We start from the raw sequence: 26,962 nt of genomic DNA, 5'->3' as shown, positions 1-26,962 counted from the left end.
GGGGGGCCGCCCCCCCGCCCCCCCCCCCCCCCCCGCGGGCGCGCGGGGGGGGGCCCCCCCCCCCCCCCCCCCCCCCCCACAGCCGCATTTCGATGCTGTACGAAGGCACCACCGGCATCCAGGCACTCGACTTGCTGGGCCGTAAAGTGCTGATGACCCAAGGCGAGGCTCTGAAAGGCTTCACCAAGATCGTCCACAAGTTCTGCCAGAACAACGAAGGCAACGAAGCCGTCAAAGAGTTCGTCGCACCGCTGGCGGCAATCAACAAGGAGTGGGGCGAGCTGACCATGAAGGTCGGTATGGCCGCCATGAAAGATCGCGAAGAAGTCGGCGCGGCCTCCGTGGACTACCTGATGTACTCCGGTTATGCCTGCCTGGCTTACTTCTGGGCCGACATGGCACGTCTGGCTGCCGAAAAACTGGCAGAAGGCACTGGCGACGCAGCGTTCTACACCGCCAAACTGCAAACCGCGCGCTTCTACTTCCAGCGCATCCTGCCACGTACCCGTACTCACGTGGCCACCATGCTGTCGGGCGCCAATAATCTGATGGACATGAAAGAAGAAGACTTCGCACTGGGCTACTAAGCCTTAACGCGGTCTTTTGAAAAACCGCTGCTCCTTCGGGAGCAGCGGTTTTTTTTGTGCTGGAGTCTGTCCCCAACACTGGGGGTGATTCCCCAGCAGAAACGGTAGCCGCCAGTGTCTGGCCCACGGATTTATTGATTCAAAATGTTTCTTTGGGGGGTGGCCAATTAATTGCACTGCGCTGATTAACCGGCGCCCATGAGAAATCCTGTGCTGTTTCACGACGCCTCTCGCCCGGCGAACTCACGACAACAACCGTCAGGGTGAAGCACATGAACATCTGTCGACTTGCCTGGTTAACCCTCGCACTCACTGCCTGCGGCGCTATGGCCGCGACACCCGCAGAAGTGGATCCGCCGGTACCCGAAGTCCCCAGCCTGCAATCATTGCGTGGCATGGTGCCGCCCGATCCCTCCGGAACCGAAGGCGGGCGCAAGGTTGACCTGATGACCGACTATGTACTCAACCGCTCCGCCGCGATCCTGCTTGGCAAAGCGCTGTTCTGGGACATGGAAGTCGGCAGTGATGGCGCCACCGCGTGTGCATCCTGCCATTACCACGCTGGTGTCGATCACCGCATCACCAACCAGCTCAATCCCGGCCAGGCGCACACCAACGCCAACGTCGCGTCGATCTTCAATAAACCGTTTGTGGCGTCCGACATTCCCGGTGACGTGGCGTCCTACGCGACCCTGTCCGGCGGCAAGGGCGGGCCGAACTACACGCTGAAAAAAACCGACTTCCCGACCCATGTGCTGAGCAATCCGCTGGAGCGCAACTCACCGATCGTTTATTCGACCGACGACGTGGTCGGCTCACAAGGTGTGTTCGACGCCAATTTCGTCAAACCCAATCAACCGCGCTTCGACAAATGCACCCAGCAGCCGGACGGTATCTTTCAGGTCGGCGGCATCAACGTGCGCCGCAGTACCGGGCGTAATGCGCCGTCGGTGATCAACGCTGCGTTCAACGTGCGCAACTTCTGGGACGGCCGGGCCAACAACGTGTTCAACGGTTTCTCGCCATTTGGCAATCGTGATCCGGACGCCGGGATTTACGTGACCAGCGAGCGCAGCACTGTTGCGACGAAAGTCAGACTGGCGCTCAACGATGCCTCCGCCGCCTCGCAAGCAGTGGGGCCGCCCGGCAGTGCGGTAGAAATGTCCTGCGGCGGCCGCACCTTCGCCGACATTGGCCGGCGCATGCTCGATCAGTTGATGCTTAAACAGCAGCGGATTTCCTCCAGCGACTCCGTACTCGCTTCGGTGTCCGGCGCGCGGCGCCCGACCTATCGCGAATTGATCAAGAACGCCTTCCAGCCACGCCTGTGGAACGCCACGCAAAATGTGCTGGTGGGCGGCGCGCCTTACACACAGATGGAAGCCAACTTCCCGCTGTTCTTCGGCTTGGCGATTCAGCTGTACGAATCGACGTTGATCTCTGATCAGGCACCGATCGATGCGTACCTGCAAGGCGACTCAACCGCGATGAACGCGCAGCAGGTCGAAGGCATGAACCTGTTTCTTGGCAAGGGCAAATGCGTCAACTGCCACGGTGGGCCAGAACTGACCAACGCCGCCAGTCGTCTACTGATGCATCCGCGTGAGCGCATCGAACGGATGGTCATGGCCGACAATCTGACGACTCTTTATGACAACGGTTTCTACAACACCGGCGTGCGGCCGACCTCTGAAGATCTGGCCCTGGGTGGCGTCGATGCCTGGGGCAATCCATGGTCATTCAGCCGTCAATACAACAAGGTGCTGCAGGGCGGCAACATTCCTGATCCGCTGGATGTCGACGTTTGCACTTTTGAAGCGCCGCTCAGCGCTGCCATCCCGTGCGATGCCACGCTCAAGCCCAACGTCGGGTTCCGCGATTCGGTTGACGGCGCCTTCAAGACCCCGACCTTGCGCAACATTGCATTGACCGGCCCGTATTTCCACAACGGCAGCCGCGCGACGCTCAAGCAAGTCATGGAGTTTTACAACCGTGGTGGTGACCGCCGTGGTGAGGACTCGAACAACACCAGCGGTTTCGAGCATCCGTCGGCGAACCAGCACAACACCTCCAACCTCGATCCGGACATGACCAGCCTCAACCTGACTCCGGACGAGATCGATGCACTGGTGAAATTCATGGAAGTCGGCCTGACCGACCCGCGTGTAGCGTGGGAACGGGCGCCGTTCGATCACCCGTCGCTGGTGATCGCGCAGGGCCACGTCGGCGATGAAAACGCCGTGACCCAACGTCCGGCGAGTCCGAAGGTCACCACCCGCCAGGCGACGGACGCGTTACTCAATCTCAAGCCGTATGGCGCGGAAGGTCGACGTCCGGAAGAAGGCCCGTTGCTGCCGTTCTACAACGATCTTTGAAGGCCAATTGCATGGCTGGCCATCAGCAATGATGGCCAGCACGTCAATCAGGGTAAAAAACTTACTGATTCGCTCAGAAACTCAGGTTTTCTGCCGTTAAAGAGACTGCATGTGATCTGGATCACATTGTGTGTGCTTAACTGGCCACATTGCAGGCACAATGCCATCTCTTTGATATGACGGGTCGGAGCTTTACCCTTGCCGCGTTCTTCCGCTGTACGTTTCAGCCATTTCCTACCTTCACTGCTGTTATTGCTCGCGGGGTTGGCGGCTGCGTACGTCAAAGACCTCAACGTGTTCTTCACGTCTCTGTTTAACGTACTGCCGACACTGGTGCTGCTGTTGGGTGGTGCTTACTGTGCGGTTTACCGACGTCAGCGCGAACTGTTTCTGATGCTCACGGTGTACATCGCCTACTTTTTGCTCGACACCCAGACCGATTATTACCGCGACAACGGCAAGGTGCGCGAAGACGCCGCCGTGGTTTTTCATCTGGTCTGCCTGCTGCTGCCGCTGCTGTTTGGCCTGTTCGCCGCGTGGCAGGAACGCACGCACCTGTTTCAGGACATGGTCGCGCGGTTCGCCGTGCTGCTTGCCTTCGGCAGTGTCGCGCTGGGGCTTGAGCAAAGTTACCCACAGGCGCTGCTGATGTGGCTTTCGGAGATTCGCTGGCCAGCGCTGCACGGCGCGTGGATGAGTCTGATCCAGCTGTCCTATCCGGTGTTCATCTCGGCGTTCCTGCTGCTGGCCTGGCAATACTGGCGCCATCCGCGTCCGCTGCACGCGGCGCAATTGGTCGGGTTGCTCGGGGTGTTCTGGATGCTGCCGAAAACCTTCATCCTGCCGTTCACTCTGAACATCATGTGCAGCCAGGTTATGTTGATGATCGCCGCCGCCGTGGCGCACGAGGCTTATCAAATGGCCTTCCGCGACGAACTCACCGGTCTGCCGGGGCGTCGCGCACTCAACGAACGCATGCAGCGCTTGGGGCGCAATTATGTGCTGGCGATGAGCGACGTTGACCACTTCAAGAAATTCAACGACACCCACGGTCACGACGTCGGTGACCAGGTATTGCGTCTGGTGGCGAGCAAACTGTCGAAAATCAGCGGTGGCGGTAGGGCGTATCGCTATGGCGGTGAGGAATTCGCCTTGGTGTTCGCGGGCAAAACCCTTGAAGAGTGTATGCCGCACCTGGAAGTGATCCGTGAGTCGATTGCGTCCTACAACATTCAACTGCGCAATCAGGAAAACCGCCCGCAGGATGACCTGCAAGGTCGTCAGCGCCGTGCCGGCTCCGGCGCCTCCAGCGTTTCGGTCACGGTGAGCATCGGCGTCGCCGAACGCGTGGAGCAGCGCAACCCGGAACAAGTGCTGAAATCCGCCGACGAGGCGCTCTACGCCGCTAAAGGCGCGGGGCGCAACTGCGTGATGGCGTACGGGCAAAACCGTCGCGGCGCGGTGCGCATGGACAGCGCTGCGGGTTGAGTGATGACGGCGCATTCAGCGTCTGCACAGTGATTGTCGGGTGTGGTGGCCGGCAGTAGGTTCAAGCAACCTGCTGACGGAGAAGCCACCATGCCTGAGTACAAAGCTCCCCTGCGCGACATGCGCTTTCTGATCGACCACGTCTTCGACTTCCACGCCAATTACGCCGCCCTCGGCGCCCATGACGCCAGCCCGGACATGATCAACGCGATCCTCGAAGAGGGCGCGAAGTTCTGTGAGAACGTTCTCGCGCCGCTCAATCGCAGCGGTGACGAAGAGGGCTGCCATTTCGACAACGGCGTGGTGACAACGCCTACAGGCTTCAAGCAAGCCTTCGCACAATATGTCGAGGGCGGCTGGCACGGTCTGGCGGCAGATCCGATCTACGGCGGCCAGGGCTTGCCGAGTTCGCTGGGGCTGGTGATCAGCGAGATGGTCGGTTCCAGCAACACTTCCTGGGGCATGTACCCGGGGCTGACCCACGGCGCGATGTCGGCGATCCATGCCCACGGTACCGCCGAGCAGAAAGACACCTATCTGAGCAAACTCACCGCCGGCCAATGGACCGGCACCATGTGCCTGACCGAAGCCCATTGCGGCACCGATCTGGGCATCATCAAGACCCGCGCCGCGCCTCAGGCTGACGGCAGCTATGCGGTCACCGGCAGCAAGATTTTCATCTCCGCCGGTGAACACGACATGAGCGACAACATCATCCATCTGGTGTTGGCCAAATTGCCCGACGCACCCGCCGGGACCAAAGGGATTTCGCTGTTTATCGTGCCGAAATTTCTGCCCGATGCAGCGGGTGAAGCAGGGACGCGCAACGGCGTTTCCTGCGGTTCGATCGAACACAAAATGGGCATCAAGGCCTCGGCCACGTGCGTGCTGAACTTCGACGGTGCCAAGGGTTTTCTGATCGGCGAGCCGAACAAGGGCCTCAACTGCATGTTCACCATGATGAACCACGCACGGCTCGGCACCGGCATGCAGGGCTTGTGTCTGGGCGAGGCGAGCTTCCAGGGCGCAATCAAATACGCCAATGAGCGCTTGCAGATGCGTGCCCTGACCGGTGTCAAAGCCCCGGATAAACCGGCCGATCCGATCATCGTTCACCCGGACGTGCGGCGCATGTTGCTGACCATGAAAGCCTTCAACGAAGGCAACCGCGCGCTGACGTACTTCACCGCGCAGATGCTCGATGTCGCGCACCTGAGCAGCGACGCCGAAGCGCGTCAGGAGGCCGAAGACCTGTTGGCCTTCCTCACGCCGATCTGTAAAGCGTTCATGACCGACACCGGCCTGGAAGTGACTAACCACGGCATGCAGGTGTTTGGCGGCCACGGCTTCATTCGCGAGTGGGGCATGGAACAACTGGTTCGCGATTGTCGGATCGCACCGATTTATGAGGGCACCAATGGCATTCAGGCGCTCGACCTGCTCGGGCGCAAAGTGCTCGGCAGTCAGGGCAAATTGCTGCGTGGTTTCACCAAAATCGTCCACAAGTTCTGCGCGGCCAACGCCGAGCATGCGCAATTGGGCAGTTTCGTCGCGCAGCTCAATGAGCTGAACCAGCAATGGGGCGACCTGACCCTGAGGGTCGGCATGGCAGCGATGAAGAACCCGGACGAAGTCGGCGCGGCGTCGGTGGATTATCTGATGTACAGCGGCTACATCATCCTCGGCTATCTGTGGTTGCGCATGGCGCTGGTGGCGCAGGCGCAATTGGATGTGGGGGAGGGTGAGGCGGATTATCTGCGAGGCAAATTGGCGACGTGCGAGTTCTACTTCAAGCGTTTGTTACCGCGTACGGCTGCACATCGGGCGGCGATCGAGGCGGGGAGTGAGTGTTTGATGAAATTGCCTGCCGAACTGTTTGCACTCTGACCCGCTTTCTGTGGCGAGGGAGCGTGCTCCCGCTCGGGTGCGTAGCAGCCGCTGATAGTGAGCGCTGCGCACTCAAGCGGGAGCAAGCTCCCTCGCCACAGGTTTCTCTACATCCTTTGATTATCGTTTCAGGCTGGTGACTAAAAATAACAAATCAGTCACCGGTTGACCCTATGTGTCGCAAAAGTTGTTGGGGTACACTCCGGCCTAACGAAAACACCCTTCCACGAATCACCTGTTCAGATTTTGCGAGGTTTGCCATGGCTGACTACAAAGCGCCGCTGCGCGATATGCGCTTCGTCCTCAATGAAGTATTCGAAGTCGCCAAACTCTGGGCCGAGTTGCCGGCGCTGGCCGAGACTGTCGACGCCGAGACCGTTGAAGCGATTCTCGAAGAGGCCGGCAAGGTCACCAGCAAAAGCATCGCGCCACTGAGCCGTGCCGCTGACGAAGAAGGTTGCCACTGGGCGGACGGCGCGGTCACCACGCCGGCCGGTTTCCCACAGGCTTATCAGACTTATGCCGAAGGTGGCTGGGTTGGCGTCGGTGGCGATCCGGCCTACGGCGGCATGGGCATGCCCAAAGCCGTTTCGGCCCAGGTCGAAGAAATGGTCAACTCCGCCAGCCTGTCCTTCGGTCTGTATCCGATGTTGACTGCCGGCGCTTGCCTGTCGATCAACGCCCACGCCAGCGAAGAACTGAAAGCCGCGTATCTGCCGAACATGTATGCCGGCATCTGGGCCGGTTCCATGTGCCTGACCGAGCCGCACGCCGGCACTGACCTGGGCATCATCCGCACCAAGGCCGAGCCTCAGGCCGACGGTTCCTACAAGGTCAGCGGCACCAAGATCTTCATCACCGGTGGTGAACACGACCTTACCGAAAACATCATTCACCTGGTGCTGGCCAAGTTGCCGGACGCTCCGGCGGGCCCGAAAGGTATCTCGCTGTTTCTGGTACCGAAGTTCATGGTCAATGCCGATGGCAGCCTCGGCGCGCGCAACCCGGCCAACTGCGGTTCGATCGAACACAAGATGGGCATCCAGGCGTCCGCTACCTGCGTGATGAACTTCGACGAAGCCGTGGGTTATCTGGTCGGCGAGCCGAACAAAGGTTTGGCGGCGATGTTCACCATGATGAACTACGAGCGTCTGGGTGTCGGTATCCAGGGCCTCGCCACTGGCGAGCGCTCCTACCAGAACGCCGTCGAATACGCCCGCGACCGTCTGCAAAGCCGTTCGCCAACTGGCGCGCAGAACAAAGACAAAGTCGCCGACCCGATCATCGTCCATCCGGACGTGCGTCGCATGCTGCTGACCATGAAGGCCTCGAACGAAGGTGGTCGTGCGTTCTCCACCTACGTGGCAATGCAACTCGACACCGCCAAGTTCAGCGAAGACGCGGCGACTCGCAAGCGTGCTGAAGATCTGGTTGCCCTGCTGACGCCGGTAGCCAAGGCGTTCCTGACCGATCTGGGTCTGGAAACCACGGTGCATGGCCAACAGATTTTCGGCGGCCACGGCTACATCCGGGAATGGGGCCAGGAACAACTGGTGCGTGACGTGCGCATCACCCAGATCTACGAAGGCACCAACGGCATTCAGGCGCTGGACCTGGTCGGGCGCAAGATCGTCGGCAGCGGCGGCGCGTTCTACAAGCTGTTCGCCGACGAGATCCGCCACTTCACCGCGACGGCCAGTGCCGACCTGGGCGAATTCACCAAGCCATTGAACGACGCTGTCGACACCCTCGACGAGTTGACGTCGTGGCTGCTGGATCGGGCGAAAAACAACCCGAACGAAATCGGCGCGGCCTCGGTCGAATATCTGCAAGCGTTCGGTTACACGGCGTACGCCTACATGTGGGCACTGATGGCCAAGGCGTCGTTGGGCAAAGAAGCGCAGGATGATTTCTACGCCAGCAAGCTCGGTACTGCACGCTTCTACTTCGCCCGCCTGTTGCCGCGTATTCACTCGCTGAGCGCGTCGGTGAAGGCCGGCAGCGAGTCGCTGTTCCTGTTGGATGCAGCGCAATTCTGACGATGTAACGTCATGTAAGCATTCTCTTACGTGACGTGCTGCTGTTCTCCCATATGCGCGGATTGGATCCAGAGCTAATCTACATTTCATGGACGTCGCGCAGGAAGCGCAAAGCAACAACACGGACACGTAGGATTCTGCCAGGGTGGCGGAGTGAAATGGATGTCAGGGAAACAGTCTGCAAAGCCCCGCTTCGGCGGGGTTTTCTTTTGCCTGCAGAAAAGTAAGTCACGCCAAGGGATCGAGCGGCGGCTTTGCTTCACGCTCCATCACTTCCTCCAGCAACGTGCGCAACAGCGCCAAAGAGGCTTGTTGGCGCTGCACGTCACGACAGACCAAGCCAACCTTTAACGGCACCCGTGGCTCGCTCAGCGGTTTCCACAGCAGATCTTGATCGTCGTACTCCTTTTGCGAACGCCCCGGCAGCACCGTCGCCAGTTTGGTGTGCGGCAGACTGTCGAGAATCCCCAGCATATTGTTCAACTCGGCTTGCACTTGCGGGCGACGCCCGAGGCTGGTCAGTTGCGCCTGCCAGATCTGGCGGATCTGAAATTCCTCGCCCAACAGCAGCATGGGCAATTCCGCGGCCTGGCGAATCGAGACTTTCTTGAATTCACGCAGCGGGTGATCCGCCGGGATGACCAGCGTCAGTTCATCTTCGTAGAGCATCACGCCCTGCAGCCCGGGCTGACGGGGCGGTAAGTAGCTGATGCCGATGTCCAATGAACCGTTGAGCAATCGTCGTTCGATTTCCAGCCCCGTCAGTTCGTAGATCTGCACCACCAGATGCGGTTGTGCCTTGCGCACGCGCTCTAGCATTTGCGGCACCAGACTGGTGTGCACGGTCTGCAACACACCGATTGCCAGCGTGCGCAGTGCCTGGCCCTTGAAGTTGCCCAACGCCTCGCGCGCGCGTTGCAAACCGTCGAGCAGTGGCAGCGCGTGGTTGTACAGCGTGTGCGCGGCAAGCGTCGGCAGCAGGCGTTTGCTGCTGCGTTCAAAGAGAGTGACGTCGAGGTTCTGTTCGAGCTGACGGATCTGTTGGGAAAGCGCGGGTTGCGAGATCGACAGGCGTTCGGCGGCTCTGCCGACATGCCCTTCTTCGTAGACCGCGACGAAATAACGCAGTTGTTTAAAATCCATAAGTAACACTTATCGAAAATGCTGAGAAATCGAAATGGCCCAAGGCCGTCAGTGAGCCTAGTCTAACCGCATTCACGAGGCTTACAGGGCCAGAAAGCGCGATGATCAGCGTCAGCTTCAAGAGTGTTTACATAGGCAGTTCAAAAAACCTCCAGCGAGGTTTTGTTCAATGAATCTGTTCAGTTTGCGGCGCCAGACGCCGAGCCTTGACGACCTCACTTTCGAGGCCAACCCTTCAAGCATCAGCGAAAATCTCAGCGCTGAGCGGCTGATGCCCAGCGTCGAAAGGCCACAACAGGTGTTCGTTCGCGGCCAAGGCTCGTGGCTGTGGGACAGCAATGACCGCGCTTACCTCGATTTCTCCCAGGCCGGCGGTGCCAACAGCCTCGGCCATAGCCCTTCGGCACTGGTCAAAGCGATCGCCAGCCAGGCCCAGGCGCTGATCAACCCCGGTTTCAATCTGCACAATCGCGGCATGCTCAGCCTCGCCGAGCGTCTGTGCGCCAGCACTTCCAGTGATCAGGCTTACCTGCTCAACAGCGGCAGCGAGGCTTGCGAGGCCGCGATCAAACTGGCACGCAAGTGGGGCCAGCTGCATCGCGGCGGCGCCTCGCGGATTATCGTTGCCAAGCAGGGGTGTCATGGCCGCAGCCTGGCAACGATTTCCGCCTCGGACAGTTGCAACCTGCACAATCGATTCGCGCCGTTGCTGCCGGGTTTCGATCTGGTGCCGTTCAACGATTTGCCAGCGCTGCACGCGGCGGTCGATGCACAGACCGTGGCGATCATGCTTGAGCCGATCCAGAGCGACGCTGGTGTCATTCCCGCGACCGAGCATTACCTCAAAGGCGTCGAACGTCTGTGCCGTGAGCTGGGCATTTTGCTGATTCTCGACGAAGTGCAGACCGGCATCGGTCGCTGTGGCACTTTGCTCGCCGAACAATCCTACGGCGTGCGCGCCGATATCGTTGTGCTTGGCAAAGGCCTTGGCGGCGGCGTGCCGTTGGCGGCGCTGCTGGCGCGGGGCAAGGCATGTTGTTTCGACGCGGGCGAACTCGGCGGTACGCATCACGGCAATGCGCTGATGACCGCGGCCGGTCTGGTCGTCCTCGACAGCGTGCAAGACCGCAGCTTTCTCGAACAGGTCAAAGAAAACGGCCAACATCTGCGCGAAGGTTTAGCCCGACTGGCTCACCGTTACGGTCACGGCGAGCTGCGTGGTCAAGGCCTGTTCTATGGACTGACCCTGTCAGACGATTGCGCCGATGCCGTCATCCACGCTGCATTGCATGAAGGCCTGCTGCTCAACGCTCCGCAAGCCAACTGCCTGCGCTTCACCCCGGCCCTGACCGTCAGCAAAACCAACGTCGACGAAATGCTCCTGCGCCTGGGCCGGGCGTTCTCGCGAGTGCGCACCGCACAACTGCAATGCCGCAAAGGGATTGCCGTCTGAACTGAACCGTCCTACCCGAATTGAAGAACCGTCTCGCGGTATAACGCACGCCCCACGCCTGATTCTTTTGGCGTGGGGCGTTTTTTTTGGCAATGGATACTGGCGAACAAATGGCGATTGCACTGAACCCTGACGAACGGCGCAGGTCGATTAGCTTGTATGGCTCAAGTGAGCCAACCCCCATACAGGAGCTGCCCCATGGATTTCATTCGCATCATCATCGCTATTCTGTTGCCACCACTGGGTGTGTTTCTGCAGGTCGGGTTTGGCGGGGCGTTCTGGTTGAACATTCTGCTGACGTTGTGCGGGTACATCCCGGGGATCGTGCATGCGGTGTACATCATTGCCAAACGCTGAGTATTTCGCTGCCGGATAGATCGCTATCGCTGGCAAGCCAGCTCCCACAGCGGTGTCGGTCGTACACAGATTATGTGTACACCAAAAAACCTGTGGGAGCTGGCTTGCAAGCGATTGGGGCGACACGGATGCGGATTTTCAATCCGCCAAACCCATCACCCGCCGATAGAACTTCCACTCCTGCTCCAACGCATGCGCCTGATTCACTGCGCGGCGGAAGCCGTGGCGTTCATCGGCGTAGTAATGCGCCTCGACCGGGATGTTGTTCTGTTCCAATGCCGAGACCATGTCCCGCGTCTGTTGCGGCACAACAACAGCGTCCAGTTCACCCTGAAAGAAAATCACCGGCACGCGAATGTTGCTCGCGTGCAGTAGGGGTGTGCGGGCGGCATAGCGTTCGACGTCCTGCTCGGGGTCGCCGATCAGCCAGTCCAGATAGTCGCCTTCGAATTTATGCGTGGCTCGGGCAAGGGCCACCGGATCGCTGACTCCATAAAGGCTGGCGCCGGCACGAAACACCTGATGAAACGCCAAGGCACACAACGTCGTATAGCCGCCTGCACTGCCGCCCCGAATGAACGCGTTATCGCCGTCGATCAACTCGCGTTCGGCGAGATACGCCACCACCGCGCAAGCGTCCTCGACGTCTACCTCACCCCAACTCAGGTGTAAGGCTTGCCGGTATTCCCGGCCATAACCACTGCTGCCGCGATAGTTGAGATCGGCGACGGCGAAGCCGCGCTGCGTCCAGTATTGTATGCGTGGATCGAGCATCGGGTAGCAGGCCGACGTCGGGCCGCCGTGGATGAACACCACCAGCGGCGGTTTCGCCTCACCGCTCATGGCGGGATAAAAGAACCCGTGAGCTTCCCCCGAACCGCTGGGGTAGTGCAGAGTTTGCGGGCGGCTGATGCGCTCGGCGGGCAACGGTGCAGCCCCGCCGGCCAGCACTTTGACTGCGCGGGATGCGCGATCAATGGCGATCACTGCCGAAGGACTGATCGGCGAGGCCGCGATGCAATAGATGAAATGCTGATCCAGCGCCAGATGACGAAAGCGACTGTAGTCGCCGGTGAAGTCTTCGCCATCCAGCGCGAGGCGACCGAAACCGCCCTCGCTCCAACTGGCAAGGTAGGACTCGCCAACCGGTAACCAGGTGCACCCTCCGAGTTGCCAAGGTGCCGGTGCATGGTCGGCCTCGGCACTTGGCAAAAGCTGCAGGCCATCAGATGTCTCAACCCACGGTTGCCAGAATCCGCCACGATCGGTCAGGCAATACAAACGGCCTTCAGCATCGAAACGCGGCTGTTGAATGGATTCCTCAAGCCGTTCGCCCGCCACGCAACGGGGCGCCGAAAAATCACCTTCAGCCACCATCAAGCGGGTCGATGTCCACGGCTGATGCGGGCGACTCCACTCGATCCACGCCAGGCGCTGGCCATCCGGACTTATCGTCGGTGCGGCGTAAAAATCCGCACCTTCGGCCAGCAGATGACGTTTGCCATCCGCCAGATCAATCGTCACCAGCCGATGCGTGTCGTGCTGTTCTTCAACCGCCAATACCTGCCCATCGGCGAAATGCAGATCGCCGTAACGGCACTCACCCGATGTCAGAGCCTCAGGCTCGCCATTCAGCGCCTGCCGATACAACTGCTGATCCGCCTCAGCGACGAAAACCACACCGTCAGGCGTCAGACAAAACGCGCCACCGCCATATTCGTACACCCGACTACGCACGCTGAAACCAGTAGGCGTCAGACATTTTGCCGTGCCGTCACGCCAATGCCAGATCCGGCACGCCGCATCTTCGGGGCGATATTCATTCCAGAACAAACCGTTGGCGCCGAGTTGCAGTTCGGCGAAATCCATGCCGGCGGCGACGGCTTGCGAAGCGCTGAAAGGCTCAGCTCTTGGCGATGAGGCGCGAGTTTCGTTCATTGCGGAAGGCCAGTTGTTCAATGGTTTGAGTGGCGGTCTCGGCTTCTTCGCGGGCCTTGAGGATCACACCGTGATGTGCGGATTTACTGCACACCGGGTCGGCATTGCTCGCATCACCGGTAAGCATGAAGGCCTGGCAGCGGCAGCCGCCGAAGTCCTTTTCTTTCTCATCACACGAACGGCACGGCTCGGGCATCCAGTCGTAACCGCGAAAGCGGTTGAAGCCGAACGAGTCGTACCAGATGTGCTGCATGCTGTGATCGCGCACGTTGGGAAATTGTACCGGCAGCTGTCGGGCGCCATGACAGGGTAGGGCGGTGCCGTCCGGCGTGACCGTCAGAAAAATGCTGCCCCAGCCGTTCATGCAGGCTTTCGGGCGTTCTTCGTAGTAGTCCGGGGTGACGAAAATCAGCTTGCACGGATGCCCTTCGGCTTCCAGTTTTGCCCGGTATTCGTTGGTGATGCGTTCGGCGCGCACCAGTTGTTCCTTGGTCGGCAACAGGCCGACCCGATTGAGCTGCGCCCAACCGTAAAACTGGCAGGTGGCGAGTTCGACGAAGTCGGCCTCAAGCGCGATGCACAGTTCGATGATGCGGTCGATCTTGTCGATGTTGTGCCGATGCGTGACGAAGTTCAGCACCATCGGATAGCCGTGGGCCTTCACCGCACGGGCCATCTCCAGTTTCTGCGCGAAAGCCTTTTTCGAGCCGGCGAGCAGGTTGTTCACTTGCTCATCGCTGGCCTGGAAACTGATCTGAATGTGATCGAGGCCGGCCTTTTTGAAGTCGCTGATTTTCTGCTCGGTCAGACCGATGCCGGAAGTGATCAGGTTGGTGTAGAAGCCCAACTGCCGCGCTTCATGAATCAGCTCGGCGAGGTCCTGACGCACCAGTGGCTCACCGCCGGAAAAGCCCAGTTGCGCCGCACCCATCTCCCGCGCCTCGCGGAATACCTTGATCCACTGCTCGGTTGTCAGCTCTTTGCCCTGCTCGGCGAAATCCAGTGGATTGGAGCAGTACGGACATTGCAACGGACAGCGGTAGGTCAGCTCGGCGAGCAGCCACAGCGGCAGGCCGATTTCCGGTTTGGCCGGGACTTGCACCGATGACTCAGGCAAGTTCGATCCAGTGCTGCGCACGGGCAACCTCCATGAATTGCTCGATGTCGTCACCGAGCTCGGGCACGCCGGGGAACTGTTCGTCGAGTTTGGCGATGATTGCCGCGACGTCCCGTTCACCGTCGATCAAACCGCCAATCAACGCGGCGCTTTCATTGAGCTTGATCATGCCTTCCGGATAAAGCAGCACATGGCCTTTCTGCGCTGGCTCGTACTGGAAGCGGTAACCGGGACGCCAGATCGGGGTCTTGCTGCGGTCGAAACTCATAAGGCGATTCCTTTGTGCCAGACCCGTTGATCGGTGACGCTGTGATACGGCGGGCGGTTCAGTTCGTAGGCCATGCTCATGGCATCGAGCATGCTCCAAAGAATGTCCAGTTTGAACTGGAGAATTTCCAGCATGCGCTCCTGGCCTTCGCGCGTCTTGTAGTGCTCAAGCGTGATCGCCAGACCGTGCTCGACATCGCGCCGCGCCTGACCGAGGCGGGTGCGGAAATACTCATACCCGGCGGGATCGATCCACGGGTAATGCTGCGGCCAGCTGTCGAGGCGCGATTGGTGGATCTGCGGCGCGAACAGTTCGGTCAACGAACTGCTGGCCGCTTCTTGCCAACTGGCGCGGCGGGCGAAGTTGACGTAGGCATCGACGGCGAAACGCACGCCGGGCAGCACCAGCTCCTGAGAGCGCAGTTGATCCGGATCGAGGCCAACGGCCTGGCCGAGGCGTAGCCAGGCTTCGATACCGCCGTCTTCACCGGGGGCGCCGTCGTGGTCAAGCAGGCGCTGAATCCACTCGCGCCGGATCTCGCGATCCGGGCAATTGGCGAGAATGGCTGCGTCTTTCAGGGGGATGTTCACCTGATAGTAGAAGCGGTTGGCGACCCAGCCCTGAATTTGTTCGCGGGTGGCGCGGCCCTGATACATCGCCACGTGATACGGGTGATGGATGTGGTAGTAGGCGCCTTTGGCGCGCAGGGCCGCTTCGAATTCGGCGGGGGACATTGGTTGGTCGGTCATTGCGGTTCTCCGGGGAACAACCGTTGGAATCTCTGGTGTCTATTCGGACGTCATCGCTGGCAAGCCAGCTCCCACAGGTTTTGTGTGTGCCACAGATCCAATGTGGGAGCTGGCTTGCCAGCGATGGGGCCCTCAGTTACAGCACGATACTCATGCCGTCATACGCCACTTCAACATTACGCCGCGCCAGCTCCGCACGCTCCGGCGAATCCTCATCGAGAATCGGATTGGTGTTGTTGATGTGGATAAGCACCTTGCGCTGCTCGGGAAGCTTTTCCAGCACTTCGAGCATGCCGCCAGGGCCGTTCTGCGCCAGATGGCCCATCTCGCGACCGGTACGGGTGCCGACGCCACGGCGTTGCATCTCATCGTCATCCCACATCGTGCCATCCACCAGCAGACAATCACTGCCAGCCATGATGTCCAGCAACGGCGCGTCGACCTTGCCCAGACCCGGTGCGTAGAACAGCTTGCCGCCGGTCTGCAGGTCTTCGACGATCAGGCCGATGTTGTCGCCCGGATGCGGGTCGAAACGGTGCGGCGAGTAGGGCGGTGCAGCGCTGCGCAACGGCAGCGGCGTGAAACGCAGGTTCGGGCACGCCGCCACGGTGAAACTCTGGTCGAGTTCGATGCGGTTCCAGTTCAACCCGCCGTTCCAGTGGGTGAGCATCTTGAACAGGGGGAAACCGGTGCTCAGGTCTTCGTGAACCATGTCCGTGCACCAGACCTGATGCGGGCAGCCTTCGCGCAGGCTGAGCAGGCCGGTGGTGTGGTCGATCTGGCTGTCCATCAGGATGATCGCGCTGATGCCGGTGTCGCGCAGGGCTCGGCCCGGTTGCATCGGGGCGAAGCTTTGCAGTTGCGCGCGGATGTCCGGCGAGGCGTTGCACAGCACCCAGTTCACACCGTCATCGGAAATCGCGATGGACGATTGGGTGCGGGCCTTGGCATTCAGGCTGCCGTCGCGAAAGCCTGCGCAATTGACGCAGTTGCAGTTCCACTGCGGAAATCCGCCACCGGCGGCCGAACCCAGAATCTGGACGAACATGAACGCTCCAATCTTTCAACGCTGAAAATAAAACGCCCCGGCGAGCCGAGGCGTTGCACTGCAGTTCTACGTAAGCAGAACTCAGCGGCTGGCGAAGTACATGGTGACTTCGAAGCCGATACGCAGGTCGGTGTAAGCCGGTTTTGTCCAGGACATAAGGTGTCTCCTTCTAGTGGGTGGGATAGCGCTGTCCATAGTTATAGTCCACGGCAGCGCAGGGATGTTCCAAATAGTTAGGCGGCTATGTTACTCAAAATTTCACCGGGAATGCCCGTGAATATTCGAGAAAGCTCCTTGCAGCGTTGGTAACGATCATTTTGCTGCTTGCCAGGGTGCGCCCGGCATCGAGTCGCTGGCGAGGCAGAGCCAGGCGCCTTCGGCGCGAGTTAATCGTTGCGCGGCTGCCAGCAATGCCCGGCGATCCAGTTGGCCGATCGCGGCGATCAATTGGGTAAGGTAATCCGACGAGTGGCCAGCAAGTTTTGCCTGCCAGAGCAGTTCGGCGGCGTCTTTGCCGGTCAGATTGCTCTCGTCGAATTGCTCCGCGAGTGACTGACGTAGTTGGTTGAAACCGTGGTCATCGAGGTTTTCGATCAGCGCAGGAACACTGTCGAGGAACTGCTGGATATGACCGAGCAACTGAGCCGGTGCAGTGTTCGGCGACTGCACGCCAAACAGCAATCCGCTTTGGCCGTGAATCTGCCGCAGGGCGCTGAATACCGCATAACCCAACTGCAATTCGACCCGCAGGCGCTGATAGAACGGCGTCTGGCACAGCTGTGCGAGCAGGCGCCACGCCGCTTCGTCGGCAATTTCGCGACTGGCTGTCGGACAGAACAGCAGCAGGGCGTGTTCACTGGAGCCTGTTTCGATGTAGCTCCACAGGTGTTGAGCATTGATCGCAGGTGTTGCCGGCAATTGATTGTCCGGTGTGCCGGGGATGCGGCTCAGGGCCAGCCCCATCGCCGATTGAGTCTGCGCGCTTAGGCCCAGTGCCAGCCCGTCCCAGCGCGAAGTTGTCCACTGGTGGTTGGCGTCGTCCGACTCGGCGACCGCTGGTAGGCAACGTTGCGGCAACTCCTTGAGCAATTGGCGGATCGCTATCAACGGCGCTTCTGGCGCTGCGCTCGGAGAATCGGCATCAACCTGTGTCAGAACTTTCAGCGCATGCTCCAGGACACCGGGCATCGGCTCTTGCAGGCCGGTCAGTTTCAGCAGCCATTGAGTGCCGGTGGCACTGAAGGACAACTCGACCCCGGCCTGACGCGCGTCTTCCTGGGTTTCCCGCAGGCTGCGTTGTAGCTTGCCTTGCAGATCGGCACTGGCGGCGGCTTGCAGTTGCCAGCGCAGATAGATCGCGCCCTGATCACTGGTGTCCGGCAGCGCCTGGCTGAACTGCATCGGTGAACGCTCACGCCGGCCGCGCGAACGATCCTGGGCGAACGTGCGCAAGCCACGGTGGGCGCTGGTCTGGCCGCGAATCAAACCGGCGCTCGCCAGCGGTTCGCTGGAGCGCAGGAAAGGGTTGGCTGCCGGCAGATGCCAGTGGCTGCTGAAGTTATCCACAACGCCGATTTCGCGCAGTAGCTGATTGAGTGCAACGACAGCGTTTTCGGACAGTTCGCCGTCAAGCTGTTCACTGTCGAGGCGCGCCAGTTGCAGAGCGGTGCTGATCTGTTGCTGACGAGCAAGCAGATTGGCGTATTCCTCGCGCAACGCTGCCCAGTCCTGCTGCGCAGCAAAGAAGCTCAGCCAATCCAGCAGTTGTTCGCGAATCGCACTCATGGCTTCCCGTGGAGCAGTGAATTGCAAGTGCAGCAATGCTTGTCCGGCAAAGTGATACAGCGGTGCGGCTTTTAAGTCATCTGCGAGGTTTTGTTGCTGCAGATGGGCGAGCAAGCCGCCAGGTTTGGCGTTGTTCAACCAATGGCAAAGAAACCCCAAGGCTTCAACAGATGAGAGAGGCAACGAGTCGAAGGCAAACAGTAGATGGCAACGCCGCTCGCCGGCCTGTTGATAACTTTTCACCGCCAGCGGCACCGTCGCTGCCTGGGCAACGTTATCCCCAACCGGCAGCGTCGCCGCGAATTGCTCCGCCAGGGCGCGCAATGCCTCAATGCTCTGCGGGCCGACCAGGCTCAAGGTCATTTGCCCGGTGCGATAAAACTGCTGATGGAAGTCTTGCAGTGCTTGCTGAAACGCTGGCTGCTCGACTTGCAGTGTGTCGCGGTTCCCCGCATGAAAACCGCGTAACGGATGGTTCGCAGGTAAACCCTCATACAACGCAAACGCCTGCTGCGCCACAGGATCCTGCGACCAAGCGACAAACTCCGCGTCCAGCACTTCGCGTTCGCGCAATTGATCGTCCGGATTCATACGCGGATGGGCGAGCATGTCTGACAGACGCTCCAGCCCGCCGCTGAACAAGTGGGTTGGCAACTCAAAGAAAAAGTCAGTCGTGCGCTCGCGAGTGCTGGCATTTACCTGACCACCATGACTTTGCACGTAGGCCATCAACCCTTCACTTGCAGGAAAAAGGTCGGTGCCAAGAAACAACAAGTGCTCAAGAAAATGCGCCAGCCCCGGCCACGCCAGCGGCACGTCGTGACTACCGGCAGCTACGCGCAACGCGGCGGCGCTGCGCTTCAAGCCGGGCACATGACGCAGGGTCACGCGCAAGCCATTGGCCAGGGTTTCAATGTGGGGGCGGGGGTGAGTCGGCGCAGGCATGGGCACTTCCAGAACAGTGAAGTGCCAATGCTAGCGGATTAGCGCTTGTTCAGCGCGCCGTATAGCTCAGGGCGACGGTCACTGAGGTAGCGATTGGCGGCGCGGGAGTCGACCATCAACTGGCGATCCAGCTCACCGACGATCAGGGCTTCATCGAGACCGGCCTGAGCGATACGGCTGCCGTCCGGTGCGGCGATGCTGCTTTGCCCGCAATAGTGGATGTCGCCTTCATGGCCACAGTAGTTCGCGTAGGCCACGTAGCATTGGTTTTCGAAGGCGCGGGCGCGTACCGATACATCGGCGATGAAGTCGAACGGAATCATGTTCGCCGTTGGCACCAGAATCAGCTCGGCGCCATCGAGGGCGAGACGACGGGCATTTTCCGGGAATTCCAGGTCGTAACAGATCAGGAACCCGAGCTTCCAGCCGTTCAGTTCAACCACCGGAAACTCGCCTTCGCCGGGGCTGAACATCGAACGATCAAGATCCCCGAACAGATGCGTCTTGCGGTAATTGCACAGGCGCTCGCCGTTCGCGTCGATCAACTGCACGGCGTTGTAAATCTGCCCGTCGGCAGTGCGCTCGGGATAGCCGTAAAGAATCGCCAGACCAGCAGCCTTGGCGATCCGGCCAATTTGCTGCGCCCATTCACCGTTGTAGACCTCGGCCAATGTGCTGACCGCTTCGGCGCCAATGTTGTAGCCGGTCATGAACATCTCCGGCAGCACCAAGAGGTCGGCGCCCTTGGCCTCCATCGCCAGTTGATGCAGGCGTTGCAGGTTGGCGGCGGGGTCCAGTGGCAGCGGCGGACATTGGTAAAGGGCTACACGCATCAGGGATTCCTCTTACTCGGGCAGGGCGATAGGGCCGATGTCTTTGAACACATCACCCGGGCCCGGGTTCTCTTTATGTGTAGAACCGCCGAAATGTTTCATGATCCCCCACACCGCGTTGAGCGAAGTCTGCACCGCGCCTTCGACCCACGCCGGGGTCCACGACACGTCGTCGCCGGCGATGAAAATCCCGCGCTGCTCGGCCGGCATGTCGTCCTGCATGAAGTGCGCATACATGCGCTGGTTATAGCGATAGTGACCAGGCAGGGCGCCCTTGAACGCGCCGAGGAAGTACGGATCGGCTTCCCACGACACGGTGATCGGATCGCCGATGATCCGCGCGGCGATGTCGACTTTCGGGTAAATCTTCTTCAACGCATTCAGCGCCAGTTCAACGCGTTTTTCCACCGGGTGCGGCAGCATCTTCAACGCGTCGCTCATCCACGAGTACGACAGGCAGATCACGCCCGGCTTGTCGTCGCCGTTGTCGAACAGATAAGTGCCACGAGTCAGGCGGTCGGTGAGGGTCATGCTCATGAGGTCGCGGCCGGTTTCCGGATCCTTGTCCTTCCAGAACGGCCGGTCGACCATCACGAAAGTCTTCGATGATTGCATATAGCGGGTGCGATCGAGCGCCATCCACATCTTCTGCGAGAACAGAGTTTCGTCGCATTCGATCTGGGTGGTCAGCAGCCAGCTCTGGCACGTGGTCAGCACGGCGGCGTATTCGCGGGTGTCGCCGTTGTTGTCGGTGACGGCGAAACGGCCATCCGGTGCGTGAGCGATTTTCTTCACGCCGGAACGCGGCGCGCCACGGTGCAGAGACTTCAGGCTGGTGCCTTGCGGCCAATGCACGCAGCGTTCCGGTGCATGGCGCCAGATGCCTTGTGGCACTTGCTCGACGCCGCCGACCACCAGGTGCTGGTGATCGTCGCAGTTGGTCATCACCACACGGAAGATTTCCAGCATCGAGTTGGGGAAATCCGAGTCCCAGCCGCCGGTACCAAAACCGACCTGACCGAACACTTCGCGGTGATGGAAAGACAGCTTGGCAAAGGCTTCGGAGGTGGCGACGAAATCGTAGAACGTGCGGTCGTCCCACAGTGGCACCAAGGTGTTCCACAACTCTTTAAGGCGCGGTACATCGCGGTCGCGGATGGCTTGCTGGATATCGGAGAACTGCGAACCTGCTTCCAAGGCATCCGCCCAGGCGTCAGCCACTTCCTGGAACAGTGCAGGAAGGTCGGCCAGTTTCTGTGCGTAATGGGTTTTGCCTTCCAGATCGATCACCGTGCTGCCGGAGGCCGGTGTCAGTGGGTTCGGGAAAGGTTTGGTTTCCAGCCCGAGCTTGTCGACGTAGTGATAAAACGCCGTGGAAGACACCGGGAAACGCATGCCACCGAGTTCGGCGACGATGCCATCAGTGCCATTGAACGCTTGCGAACGCAGACGGCCACCCAGCTTGGAAGCCTCGTAAACCACCGGCTTCAGGCCAAGCTTCATCAACTCGTAAGCGGCCACCAGACCGGCAATGCCCGCGCCGACAATCGCCACTTCAGCGCCGTGATTATGTTCAGGAATGCTGCCGAGGCCAGCCGGGTGTTCGATCCAGTCGTCGAAAGCGAACGGAAAGTCCGGGCCGAAAATGGTGACTGGTTTCTTACCGTCTGCAGGATGGCGATTGTTCTTGTTCATGGCTGACCTTGCTGGCGACCCGACGCGGGATGCGCGTCTGAGTATAGGAAAAGATGCCAGCCATTTTAGGGAGCGTAGAACACGTTAATAAGACGCAAAGTGTCGTCGTTTTGATAATTAATTGAACAGAGTGACGATATTCGACTTCACTTCGATCATTGTGGGAGCGGGCTTGCCCGCGATGAGGCCCTGAAATTCAACAGAGAAATCTCGGTGAAAATATTCAAACCGGCTGCCCCCGATCAATCTTGCTACTCAAAATGATCGAAGTCGTCGTCTTCTCCACCCCATCCACACTCCCTATCTGATCCAGCAACTGATCCAGCTGCTCCGGCGAATCGGTGCGCAACCACGCCACATAATCAAATTCGCCACTCACCGCACACAATTGCTGCACCTGCGCCATCGCACTCAAGCGACGCAACACTTCCTTGCCGGAACGCGGCTGCACCTTGATCCCGACATACGCCTGCAACCCGCCATCGACCACACGCTGGCCGAGGCGAACGCCATAACCGGTGATGACTTTGGTCTTTTCCAGCCGCGCCAACCGCGAAGTCACGGTGGTGCGCGCAATGCCCAATTGCCGAGCGAGCATGGCCACGCTCTCGCGGGCGTTGATCTGCAGGGCAGCGATCAACTGACGGTCGATTTCATCAAGTACGGGCGGGCGGGTGTCTGGCAAGGGAGCGGCTCCATGGGACGCGGATCTTTGGGCGAGCATGTTACAGCTTCAACCCGCAAAATATGGAAGCCCCTTATTGGTCGGGGCTAAACGCAGAAACGAAAAAGCCGCGCAATGCGCGGCTTTCAATTTGGTGGGCCCACACGGACTTGAACCGTGGACCAAAGGATTATGAGTCCTCTGCTCTAACCAACTGAGCTATAGGCCCTCAGTAGGCCGCGGATTATAGCGACGGTTTCTCGGCTGTGCTATCCGAATAATCCGATACGGTTACACGAAGAAATGTTGCGGCGAATTCTTCCGGCGGTAACGGCAGGCTGACGATGTAGCCCTGGATCTGTTCGCAGCCTTCGGCGGCGAGGAATTGTTGTTGCGCCCGGGTTTCCACACCCTCGGCGATCACGGTGAATTGCATGCTCCGGCCCAGTGCAATGATGGCGCGGACAATCGCCGCGTCGTGGGGGTCATCGGGCAGTCCGCGGACGAAAGACTGGTCGATTTTGAGGATGTCCAGCGGCAGGCGCTTGAGGTAACTGAGTGAGGAGTAACCTGTGCCGAAGTCGTCGATTGCCAGTTGCACACCGAGGTGCTTGAGTTGGTGCAGCACCGCCAGCGCCTCTTCGGCCTGACTCATGATGAAATTCTCGGTAATTTCCAGTTGCAGTAAATCGGGCCTCAAGCGGTTTTCCTTGAGCAGTTGCTCGATGCGTCCGAGCAGGTTCGGTTGACGCAGTTGGGCACCTGCGAGGTTGACGGACAGCGGCCCAAGGCTGTCGTAGATCTGGCCCCACTCGAACATTTGTCGGCACGCGGTCTCCAGCACCCAATCACCGATCTGCAGGATCATGCCGTTCTCTTCGGCCAGTGGAATGAAGTGCTCTGGCGGCACTTCGCCAAAAGTCGGATGCCGCCAGCGGATCAGCGCTTCGGCGCCGACCAGGCGGTGATCGTCGAGGCTGATTTTCGGTTGGTAGTAGAGGAACAATTCATCGCGTTCGATGGCTCGACGCAGTTCGTGCTCCAGTGCCACGCGTTCGATGGCTTGCGCGGTGAGGTCGCGAGTGTAGCTCTCGACCCGGTTGCGGCCTTTGGCTTTGGAGCGATACATCGCCGCGTCGGCGTTTTTCACCAACGTGGCCACGTCGCAGCCGTCGCGTGGGTAGAGGCTGGTGCCGATGCTGGCACTGATGAAAAACTCATGCTCGCCGGCCTGGAAGGGGGCCCCGAAACAATTGAGCAGTTTCAGCGCGATGTTATCGGCGTCGCTGGCCTGCTGCAGGCCGGGCAACAGGATGATGAACTCATCACCGCCCAGGCGGGCGACGGTGTCGATGTCGCGCAGTTGTTCTTTCAGGCGCACCGCGATGCCTTTGAGCAGCAAGTCGCCGACCGGGTGACCGAGGCTGTCGTTGATGTGTTTGAAGCGATCAAGATCGAGAAACAGCACGGCACCCTGACCGCCATTTTCCTGCTGACTGTTCAGCGCCATCAACAGGCGGCTTTCGAACAGCGTCCGGTTCGGCAGGCCCGTGAGTGGGTCATGGTGAGCCTGATAATCGAGTTTCGCCTGGGCGTGCTTGAGGCTGGAGATGTCAGCAAACACGGCGACAAAATGCGTGATGAACTTGTCGCGGTTACGCACGGCGCTGATGGTCAGCCAGCTCGGATACAGCTCGCCGTTCTTGCGTCGGTTGGATATCTCGCCTTGCCAGTGACCTTCGTCGGTCAATTGGTGCCACATCGCCGCATAAAACGCGCTGTCGTGCAGGCCCGAGGCGAGCAGGCGTGGGGTGTGGCCGAGGGCTTCGCTTTCCGTGTAGCCGGTGATCTCGGTGAAAGCACGGTTGACGGCGCTGATGTGCTGCTGGGTATCGGTGATCAATACGCCTTCGGCAGTGCTCTCGAATACCGTGGCGGCCTGTTGCAGCTTTTCCTGCATCAGATGACGTTCGGTGATGTCGCGGGCGATGGTCAGCATGCAGTCTTCTTCGCCGATCGGTAGCGGCCGGGCGGATACTTCGCAGAGGCGGATCTGCCCGTCGCTACGGCGAATATGGCAGCTGAAATCGCGAACGAAGCCGTCACGGTGCAGCAGGTCGAGCATCTGTTTGCGTTCGTTGAGGTTGACCCAGATCCCCAGGTCCAGCGCCGAGCGGTCGACCGACATGGCGCTGTTGAACCCGGTGATGCGGCTGAAACCTTCGTTGACCTCCAGCAGCAATCCGTCACTCTGGCGCGATAGCAGCAGGCCGTCCGGCGAGGCATGAAAGGCCTTGGCAAACTTCTCTTCCGAGGTTTGCAGTTGCTGTTGGGTTTCCTTGAGCTGAGTGATGTCACGCACCACCACCACCAAGGCTGGCGTGGTGTCGAGGTCGAAGGGTTCGGCGGAGATCAGGCCGGTAAACACCTGACCGTTGTTGCGGCGAAAGGGCATCTCCAGGTTGCGGATGCTGCCGGCCTGCAAACGCTGCAAGAGGCCCGGGCCCACGCCGGGAATGCCCCAGATGTTCAGCTCGGTGGCTGTCTGACCGATGACCTCTTCTGCTTTCAGTCCGATCTGTTCCTCAAAGGCTTCGTTGACCTCCAGCAGGCAGCCGTCGGACAGCCGTGCGATTACCAGAATGTCCGGGCATTGCTGAAAGACCGAGGCGAATTTCTGCTCCGACAGCCGCAACGCTTCTTCGGTGCGCTTGGTTTCGCTGATGTCGATCATCAACCCGCGCATCACCGGTTCATGGCCGTGCTCGATCAGGCTGACGATGTCGCGAACCCACAAGCAGCGACCATCGGCGGTGATCACCCGGTAATCGAGGCTGTGATCGCGTCCGGCCAACACTTCGTGATCACAGAAGCTTTGGGCGCGGGTCAGGTCGGCGGGATGGATGATGTTGCGCCAGAACCCCGGAATCAGCCAATGCGACAGTGGGTAGCCGAGCAGATCTTCGGCATGCGGAGAGACATAGCTGTAGGTGAAGTCGCTCATCCGCGCTTCCCAGGCAATGGCGGACAGGCTCTCTACCAGACCGCGATAGTGATATTCGCTGCTGCGCAGTTCCTGTTCGAGGTCGATACGTCGGGCAATTTCCGAACTCAAGCGCCGGTTGATGCGGATGACCACTGCCAGAATTATCACCAGCAGCAACAGGCCGGGCAGGCCGTAAATCAGCAGATCAGACCAGAATGTCCGATGATCGAGAACGTTGCCCACCCAATGTTCTTGAATGCTGCTGATTTCTTCCGGGGTCATGTCAGCCAGGACTTTGTCCAGAATCCCCGCCAGCACTTTGTTGTCCCGGGGCACGCCCATTGCTAGTTGGTAGCGATACGGGGTTTCGCCGCTGACATACAAGCCGTCGAGTTTCAGTTGACGCAGACTCCAGACACTGGAGGCGAGGTCGCCCACCACGGCATCCACTTCATCGGTTGCCAATGCCTGTAACGCCGAACTGACGTTAGGCATGGCCACCAGGTTCAGATCCGGGTGATGGGTGCGCAGCAACTCGTGGGGTGCATAGTTTTCCACCACGGCGATCTTCAAACCGTACAGATCTTCGAGTTTGCGCGGTTGGGCGCCACCGACGTGGGCCAGAATGACGATCGGGAAGTCTAGATAGGGACGGGTGAATGACAGGTAGGTCTGGCGTTCCGGAGTGGACATGATGCCCGGCAGCAGGTCGATCTTGCCTGCTTTTACCTGTTCCAGCACCACCGTCCAGCTCACCGGCTCGATGGGGGTGAGCTTGATCGCCAGGCGTTGGCGAATCACATCGATATAGTCCGCCGCGAGCCCCTGATAACGCGCCTGGTCATCGCGAAACTCGAAGGGCGGCCACGACGCATCTACACCCAGGCGCAAGTCCGGATGAGCCGCCAGCCAGCTACGTTCTTCATCGGTCAGAGTCAGCGCGTCAGCCGTTGCGGTCCAGATCATCAGTGACAGCAAAAAAAGCACGGACGCCAATCTGGGCATAACGCTCTCGTTATGGCTCGGGGATGATTGTTTCGAGTGTAGACGGGGTATGCGGGGGAGGGGCGTTGCGAGGAATTTAATCTGCCATATAAACAAAACCCCCGGCCTGGGCCGGGGGTTCTGGTATCACTCGTCGAGGAAGGAGCGCAGATGCTCGCTTCGCGTCGGGTGGCGCAGCTTGCGCAGCGCCTTGGCTTCGATCTGACGGATCCGCTCACGCGTTACGTCAAACTGTTTGCCCACTTCTTCGAGCGTATGGTCGGTGTTCATGTCGATACCGAAACGCATGCGCAGTACTTTGGCTTCACGGGCAGTAAGGCCGGACAGCACTTCGCGAGTCGCTTCTTTCAGGCTCTCAACAGTGGCGACAACGATTGGCGACTGCATGGTCGAGTCTTCGATGAAGTCACCCAGATGGGAGTCTTCGTCATCACCGATCGGGGTTTCCATGGAGATCGGCTCTTTAGCGATCTTTAATACCTTGCGGATCTTGTCCTCAGGCATTTCCATGCGTTCGCCCAGCTCGTCCGGGGTCGGTTCGCGACCCATTTCCTGCAACATCTGCCGGGAAATGCGGTTGAGCTTGTTGATCGTCTGGAT

19 protein-coding genes, 1 tRNA gene and 1 pseudogene are annotated in these 26,962 nt (G+C 59.8%); 7 read left to right on the top strand and 14 right to left on the bottom strand.

What is annotated here, in order from left to right:
* Positions 1-80: 80 nt before the first annotated feature.
* The 5 genes and pseudogenes from ACIONG_RS26010 to ACIONG_RS25990 form a co-directional block, all read left to right on the top strand.
* Positions 81-587 (top strand): annotated as a pseudogene (locus ACIONG_RS26010) (phenylacyl-CoA dehydrogenase); the annotation flags it as partial.
* Positions 588-859: 272 nt separating this feature from the next.
* A complete protein-coding gene (locus ACIONG_RS26005) occupies positions 860-2,962 on the top strand; it encodes a cytochrome-c peroxidase (RefSeq protein WP_401303547.1) in 2,103 nt (700 codons plus the stop codon).
* A 198-nt stretch (positions 2,963-3,160) separates the two neighbouring features.
* A complete protein-coding gene (locus tag ACIONG_RS26000) occupies positions 3,161-4,450 on the top strand; it encodes a GGDEF domain-containing protein (protein ID WP_401303545.1) in 1,290 nt (429 codons plus the stop codon).
* 90 nt (positions 4,451-4,540) lie between these two features.
* Entirely contained in the window at positions 4,541-6,337 is a 1,797-nt protein-coding gene (locus ACIONG_RS25995) for an acyl-CoA dehydrogenase C-terminal domain-containing protein (protein ID WP_401303543.1), read from the top strand.
* 260 nt (positions 6,338-6,597) lie between these two features.
* Positions 6,598-8,376: an acyl-CoA dehydrogenase C-terminal domain-containing protein gene (locus ACIONG_RS25990; RefSeq protein ID WP_103304431.1), complete on the top strand. Its 1,779-nt coding sequence runs from the start codon at positions 6,598-6,600 to the stop codon at positions 8,374-8,376.
* A 228-nt stretch (positions 8,377-8,604) separates the two neighbouring features.
* Here ACIONG_RS25990 and ACIONG_RS25985 read toward each other — a convergent pair whose 3' ends face one another.
* A complete protein-coding gene (locus tag ACIONG_RS25985) occupies positions 8,605-9,519 on the bottom strand; it encodes a LysR family transcriptional regulator (protein ID WP_103304430.1) in 915 nt (304 codons plus the stop codon).
* 169 nt (positions 9,520-9,688) lie between these two features.
* Here ACIONG_RS25985 and ACIONG_RS25980 point away from each other — a divergent pair, with 169 nt between their 5' ends.
* A complete protein-coding gene (locus ACIONG_RS25980; RefSeq protein ID WP_401303541.1) occupies positions 9,689-10,972 on the top strand; it encodes an aspartate aminotransferase family protein in 1,284 nt (427 codons plus the stop codon).
* A gap of 198 nt (positions 10,973-11,170) precedes the next feature.
* A complete protein-coding gene (locus tag ACIONG_RS25975) occupies positions 11,171-11,329 on the top strand; it encodes a YqaE/Pmp3 family membrane protein (protein ID WP_003228885.1) in 159 nt (52 codons plus the stop codon).
* A 138-nt stretch (positions 11,330-11,467) separates the two neighbouring features.
* Here ACIONG_RS25975 and ACIONG_RS25970 read toward each other — a convergent pair whose 3' ends face one another.
* The 13 genes from ACIONG_RS25970 to ACIONG_RS25910 form a co-directional block, all read right to left on the bottom strand.
* Positions 11,468-13,267, bottom strand: coding sequence for a S9 family peptidase (locus tag ACIONG_RS25970; protein ID WP_401303539.1), 1,800 nt, complete (start codon positions 13,265-13,267; stop codon positions 11,468-11,470).
* Positions 13,233-14,369: a pyrroloquinoline quinone biosynthesis protein PqqE gene (pqqE, locus tag ACIONG_RS25965; RefSeq protein ID WP_401303549.1), complete on the bottom strand. Its 1,137-nt coding sequence runs from the start codon at positions 14,367-14,369 to the stop codon at positions 13,233-13,235. The genes ACIONG_RS25970 and pqqE overlap by 35 nt, the downstream gene beginning before the upstream one ends.
* A 7-nt stretch (positions 14,370-14,376) precedes the next feature.
* Positions 14,377-14,652, bottom strand: coding sequence for a pyrroloquinoline quinone biosynthesis peptide chaperone PqqD (gene pqqD / locus ACIONG_RS25960; protein WP_315446202.1), 276 nt, complete (start codon positions 14,650-14,652; stop codon positions 14,377-14,379).
* Positions 14,649-15,401, bottom strand: a complete 753-nt coding sequence (pqqC, locus tag ACIONG_RS25955) for a pyrroloquinoline-quinone synthase PqqC (RefSeq protein WP_103304425.1) — start codon at positions 15,399-15,401, stop codon at positions 14,649-14,651. The genes pqqD and pqqC overlap by 4 nt, the downstream gene beginning before the upstream one ends.
* Before the next feature lie 136 nt (positions 15,402-15,537).
* Positions 15,538-16,449, bottom strand: coding sequence for a pyrroloquinoline quinone biosynthesis protein PqqB (pqqB, locus tag ACIONG_RS25950; protein WP_401303537.1), 912 nt, complete (start codon positions 16,447-16,449; stop codon positions 15,538-15,540).
* An 81-nt stretch (positions 16,450-16,530) separates the two neighbouring features.
* The gene (gene pqqA, locus ACIONG_RS25945; RefSeq protein ID WP_003422658.1) at positions 16,531-16,605 is read right to left on the bottom strand and encodes a pyrroloquinoline quinone precursor peptide PqqA; all 75 of its coding nucleotides are present in this window, start codon (positions 16,603-16,605) and stop codon (positions 16,531-16,533) included.
* A gap of 156 nt (positions 16,606-16,761) precedes the next feature.
* Positions 16,762-19,179, bottom strand: a complete 2,418-nt coding sequence (gene pqqF, locus ACIONG_RS25940) for a pyrroloquinoline quinone biosynthesis protein PqqF (protein WP_401303535.1) — start codon at positions 19,177-19,179, stop codon at positions 16,762-16,764.
* A 38-nt stretch (positions 19,180-19,217) separates the two neighbouring features.
* On the bottom strand, positions 19,218-20,012 hold the full coding sequence (locus ACIONG_RS25935) for a carbon-nitrogen hydrolase family protein (RefSeq protein WP_315446204.1): 795 nt from the start codon (positions 20,010-20,012) through the stop codon (positions 19,218-19,220).
* 12 nt (positions 20,013-20,024) lie between these two features.
* Positions 20,025-21,707: an FAD-dependent oxidoreductase gene (locus ACIONG_RS25930; protein ID WP_315446205.1), complete on the bottom strand. Its 1,683-nt coding sequence runs from the start codon at positions 21,705-21,707 to the stop codon at positions 20,025-20,027.
* Positions 21,708-21,930: 223 nt separating this feature from the next.
* Positions 21,931-22,392 carry an Lrp/AsnC family transcriptional regulator gene (locus ACIONG_RS25925; protein WP_315446206.1) on the bottom strand — a complete coding sequence of 154 codons (462 nt, stop codon included), beginning with the start codon at positions 22,390-22,392 and terminating at the stop codon, positions 21,931-21,933.
* Positions 22,393-22,523: 131 nt separating this feature from the next.
* Positions 22,524-22,600 (bottom strand) — tRNA-Ile (locus ACIONG_RS25920).
* A gap of 15 nt (positions 22,601-22,615) precedes the next feature.
* Positions 22,616-26,362 (bottom strand): bifunctional diguanylate cyclase/phosphodiesterase, encoded by a 3,747-nt coding sequence (locus tag ACIONG_RS25915; RefSeq protein WP_103304419.1) that lies wholly within the window; start codon positions 26,360-26,362, stop codon positions 22,616-22,618.
* A 126-nt stretch (positions 26,363-26,488) separates the two neighbouring features.
* Positions 26,489-26,962: sigma-70 domain-containing protein (locus ACIONG_RS25910; RefSeq protein WP_401303532.1), on the bottom strand; the 474-nt coding region annotated here is incomplete at its 5' end.

The organism is Pseudomonas sp. NPDC087817, from assembly GCF_044742875.1.
Lineage (GTDB): Bacteria > Pseudomonadota > Gammaproteobacteria > Pseudomonadales > Pseudomonadaceae > Aquipseudomonas.
This window is presented reverse-complemented; position numbering and strand designations above follow the sequence as displayed.

What these genes read in the sequence shown, in the direction of transcription:
- ACIONG_RS25990 (WP_103304431.1), top strand. Translation starts at nt 6,598, where the DNA reads ATGGCTGACTACAAAGCGCCGCTGCGCGATATGCGCTTCGTCCTCAAT.
- pqqD (WP_315446202.1), bottom strand. Translation starts at nt 14,652, where the DNA reads ATGAGTTTCGACCGCAGCAAGACCCCGATCTGGCGTCCCGGTTACCGC.
- ACIONG_RS25935 (WP_315446204.1), bottom strand. Translation starts at nt 20,012, where the DNA reads ATGCGTGTAGCCCTTTACCAATGTCCGCCGCTGCCACTGGACCCCGCC.
- pqqB (WP_401303537.1), bottom strand. Translation starts at nt 16,449, where the DNA reads ATGTTCGTCCAGATTCTGGGTTCGGCCGCCGGTGGCGGATTTCCGCAG.
- ACIONG_RS25970 (WP_401303539.1), bottom strand. Translation starts at nt 13,267, where the DNA reads ATGAACGAAACTCGCGCCTCATCGCCAAGAGCTGAGCCTTTCAGCGCT.
- ACIONG_RS25915 (WP_103304419.1), bottom strand. Translation starts at nt 26,362, where the DNA reads ATGCCCAGATTGGCGTCCGTGCTTTTTTTGCTGTCACTGATGATCTGG.
- ACIONG_RS26005 (WP_401303547.1), top strand. Translation starts at nt 860, where the DNA reads ATGAACATCTGTCGACTTGCCTGGTTAACCCTCGCACTCACTGCCTGC.
- pqqF (WP_401303535.1), bottom strand. Translation starts at nt 19,179, where the DNA reads ATGCCTGCGCCGACTCACCCCCGCCCCCACATTGAAACCCTGGCCAAT.
- pqqC (WP_103304425.1), bottom strand. Translation starts at nt 15,401, where the DNA reads ATGACCGACCAACCAATGTCCCCCGCCGAATTCGAAGCGGCCCTGCGC.
- ACIONG_RS25985 (WP_103304430.1), bottom strand. Translation starts at nt 9,519, where the DNA reads ATGGATTTTAAACAACTGCGTTATTTCGTCGCGGTCTACGAAGAAGGG.
- ACIONG_RS25930 (WP_315446205.1), bottom strand. Translation starts at nt 21,707, where the DNA reads ATGAACAAGAACAATCGCCATCCTGCAGACGGTAAGAAACCAGTCACC.
- ACIONG_RS25975 (WP_003228885.1), top strand. Translation starts at nt 11,171, where the DNA reads ATGGATTTCATTCGCATCATCATCGCTATTCTGTTGCCACCACTGGGT.
- ACIONG_RS25980 (WP_401303541.1), top strand. Translation starts at nt 9,689, where the DNA reads ATGAATCTGTTCAGTTTGCGGCGCCAGACGCCGAGCCTTGACGACCTC.
- ACIONG_RS25995 (WP_401303543.1), top strand. Translation starts at nt 4,541, where the DNA reads ATGCCTGAGTACAAAGCTCCCCTGCGCGACATGCGCTTTCTGATCGAC.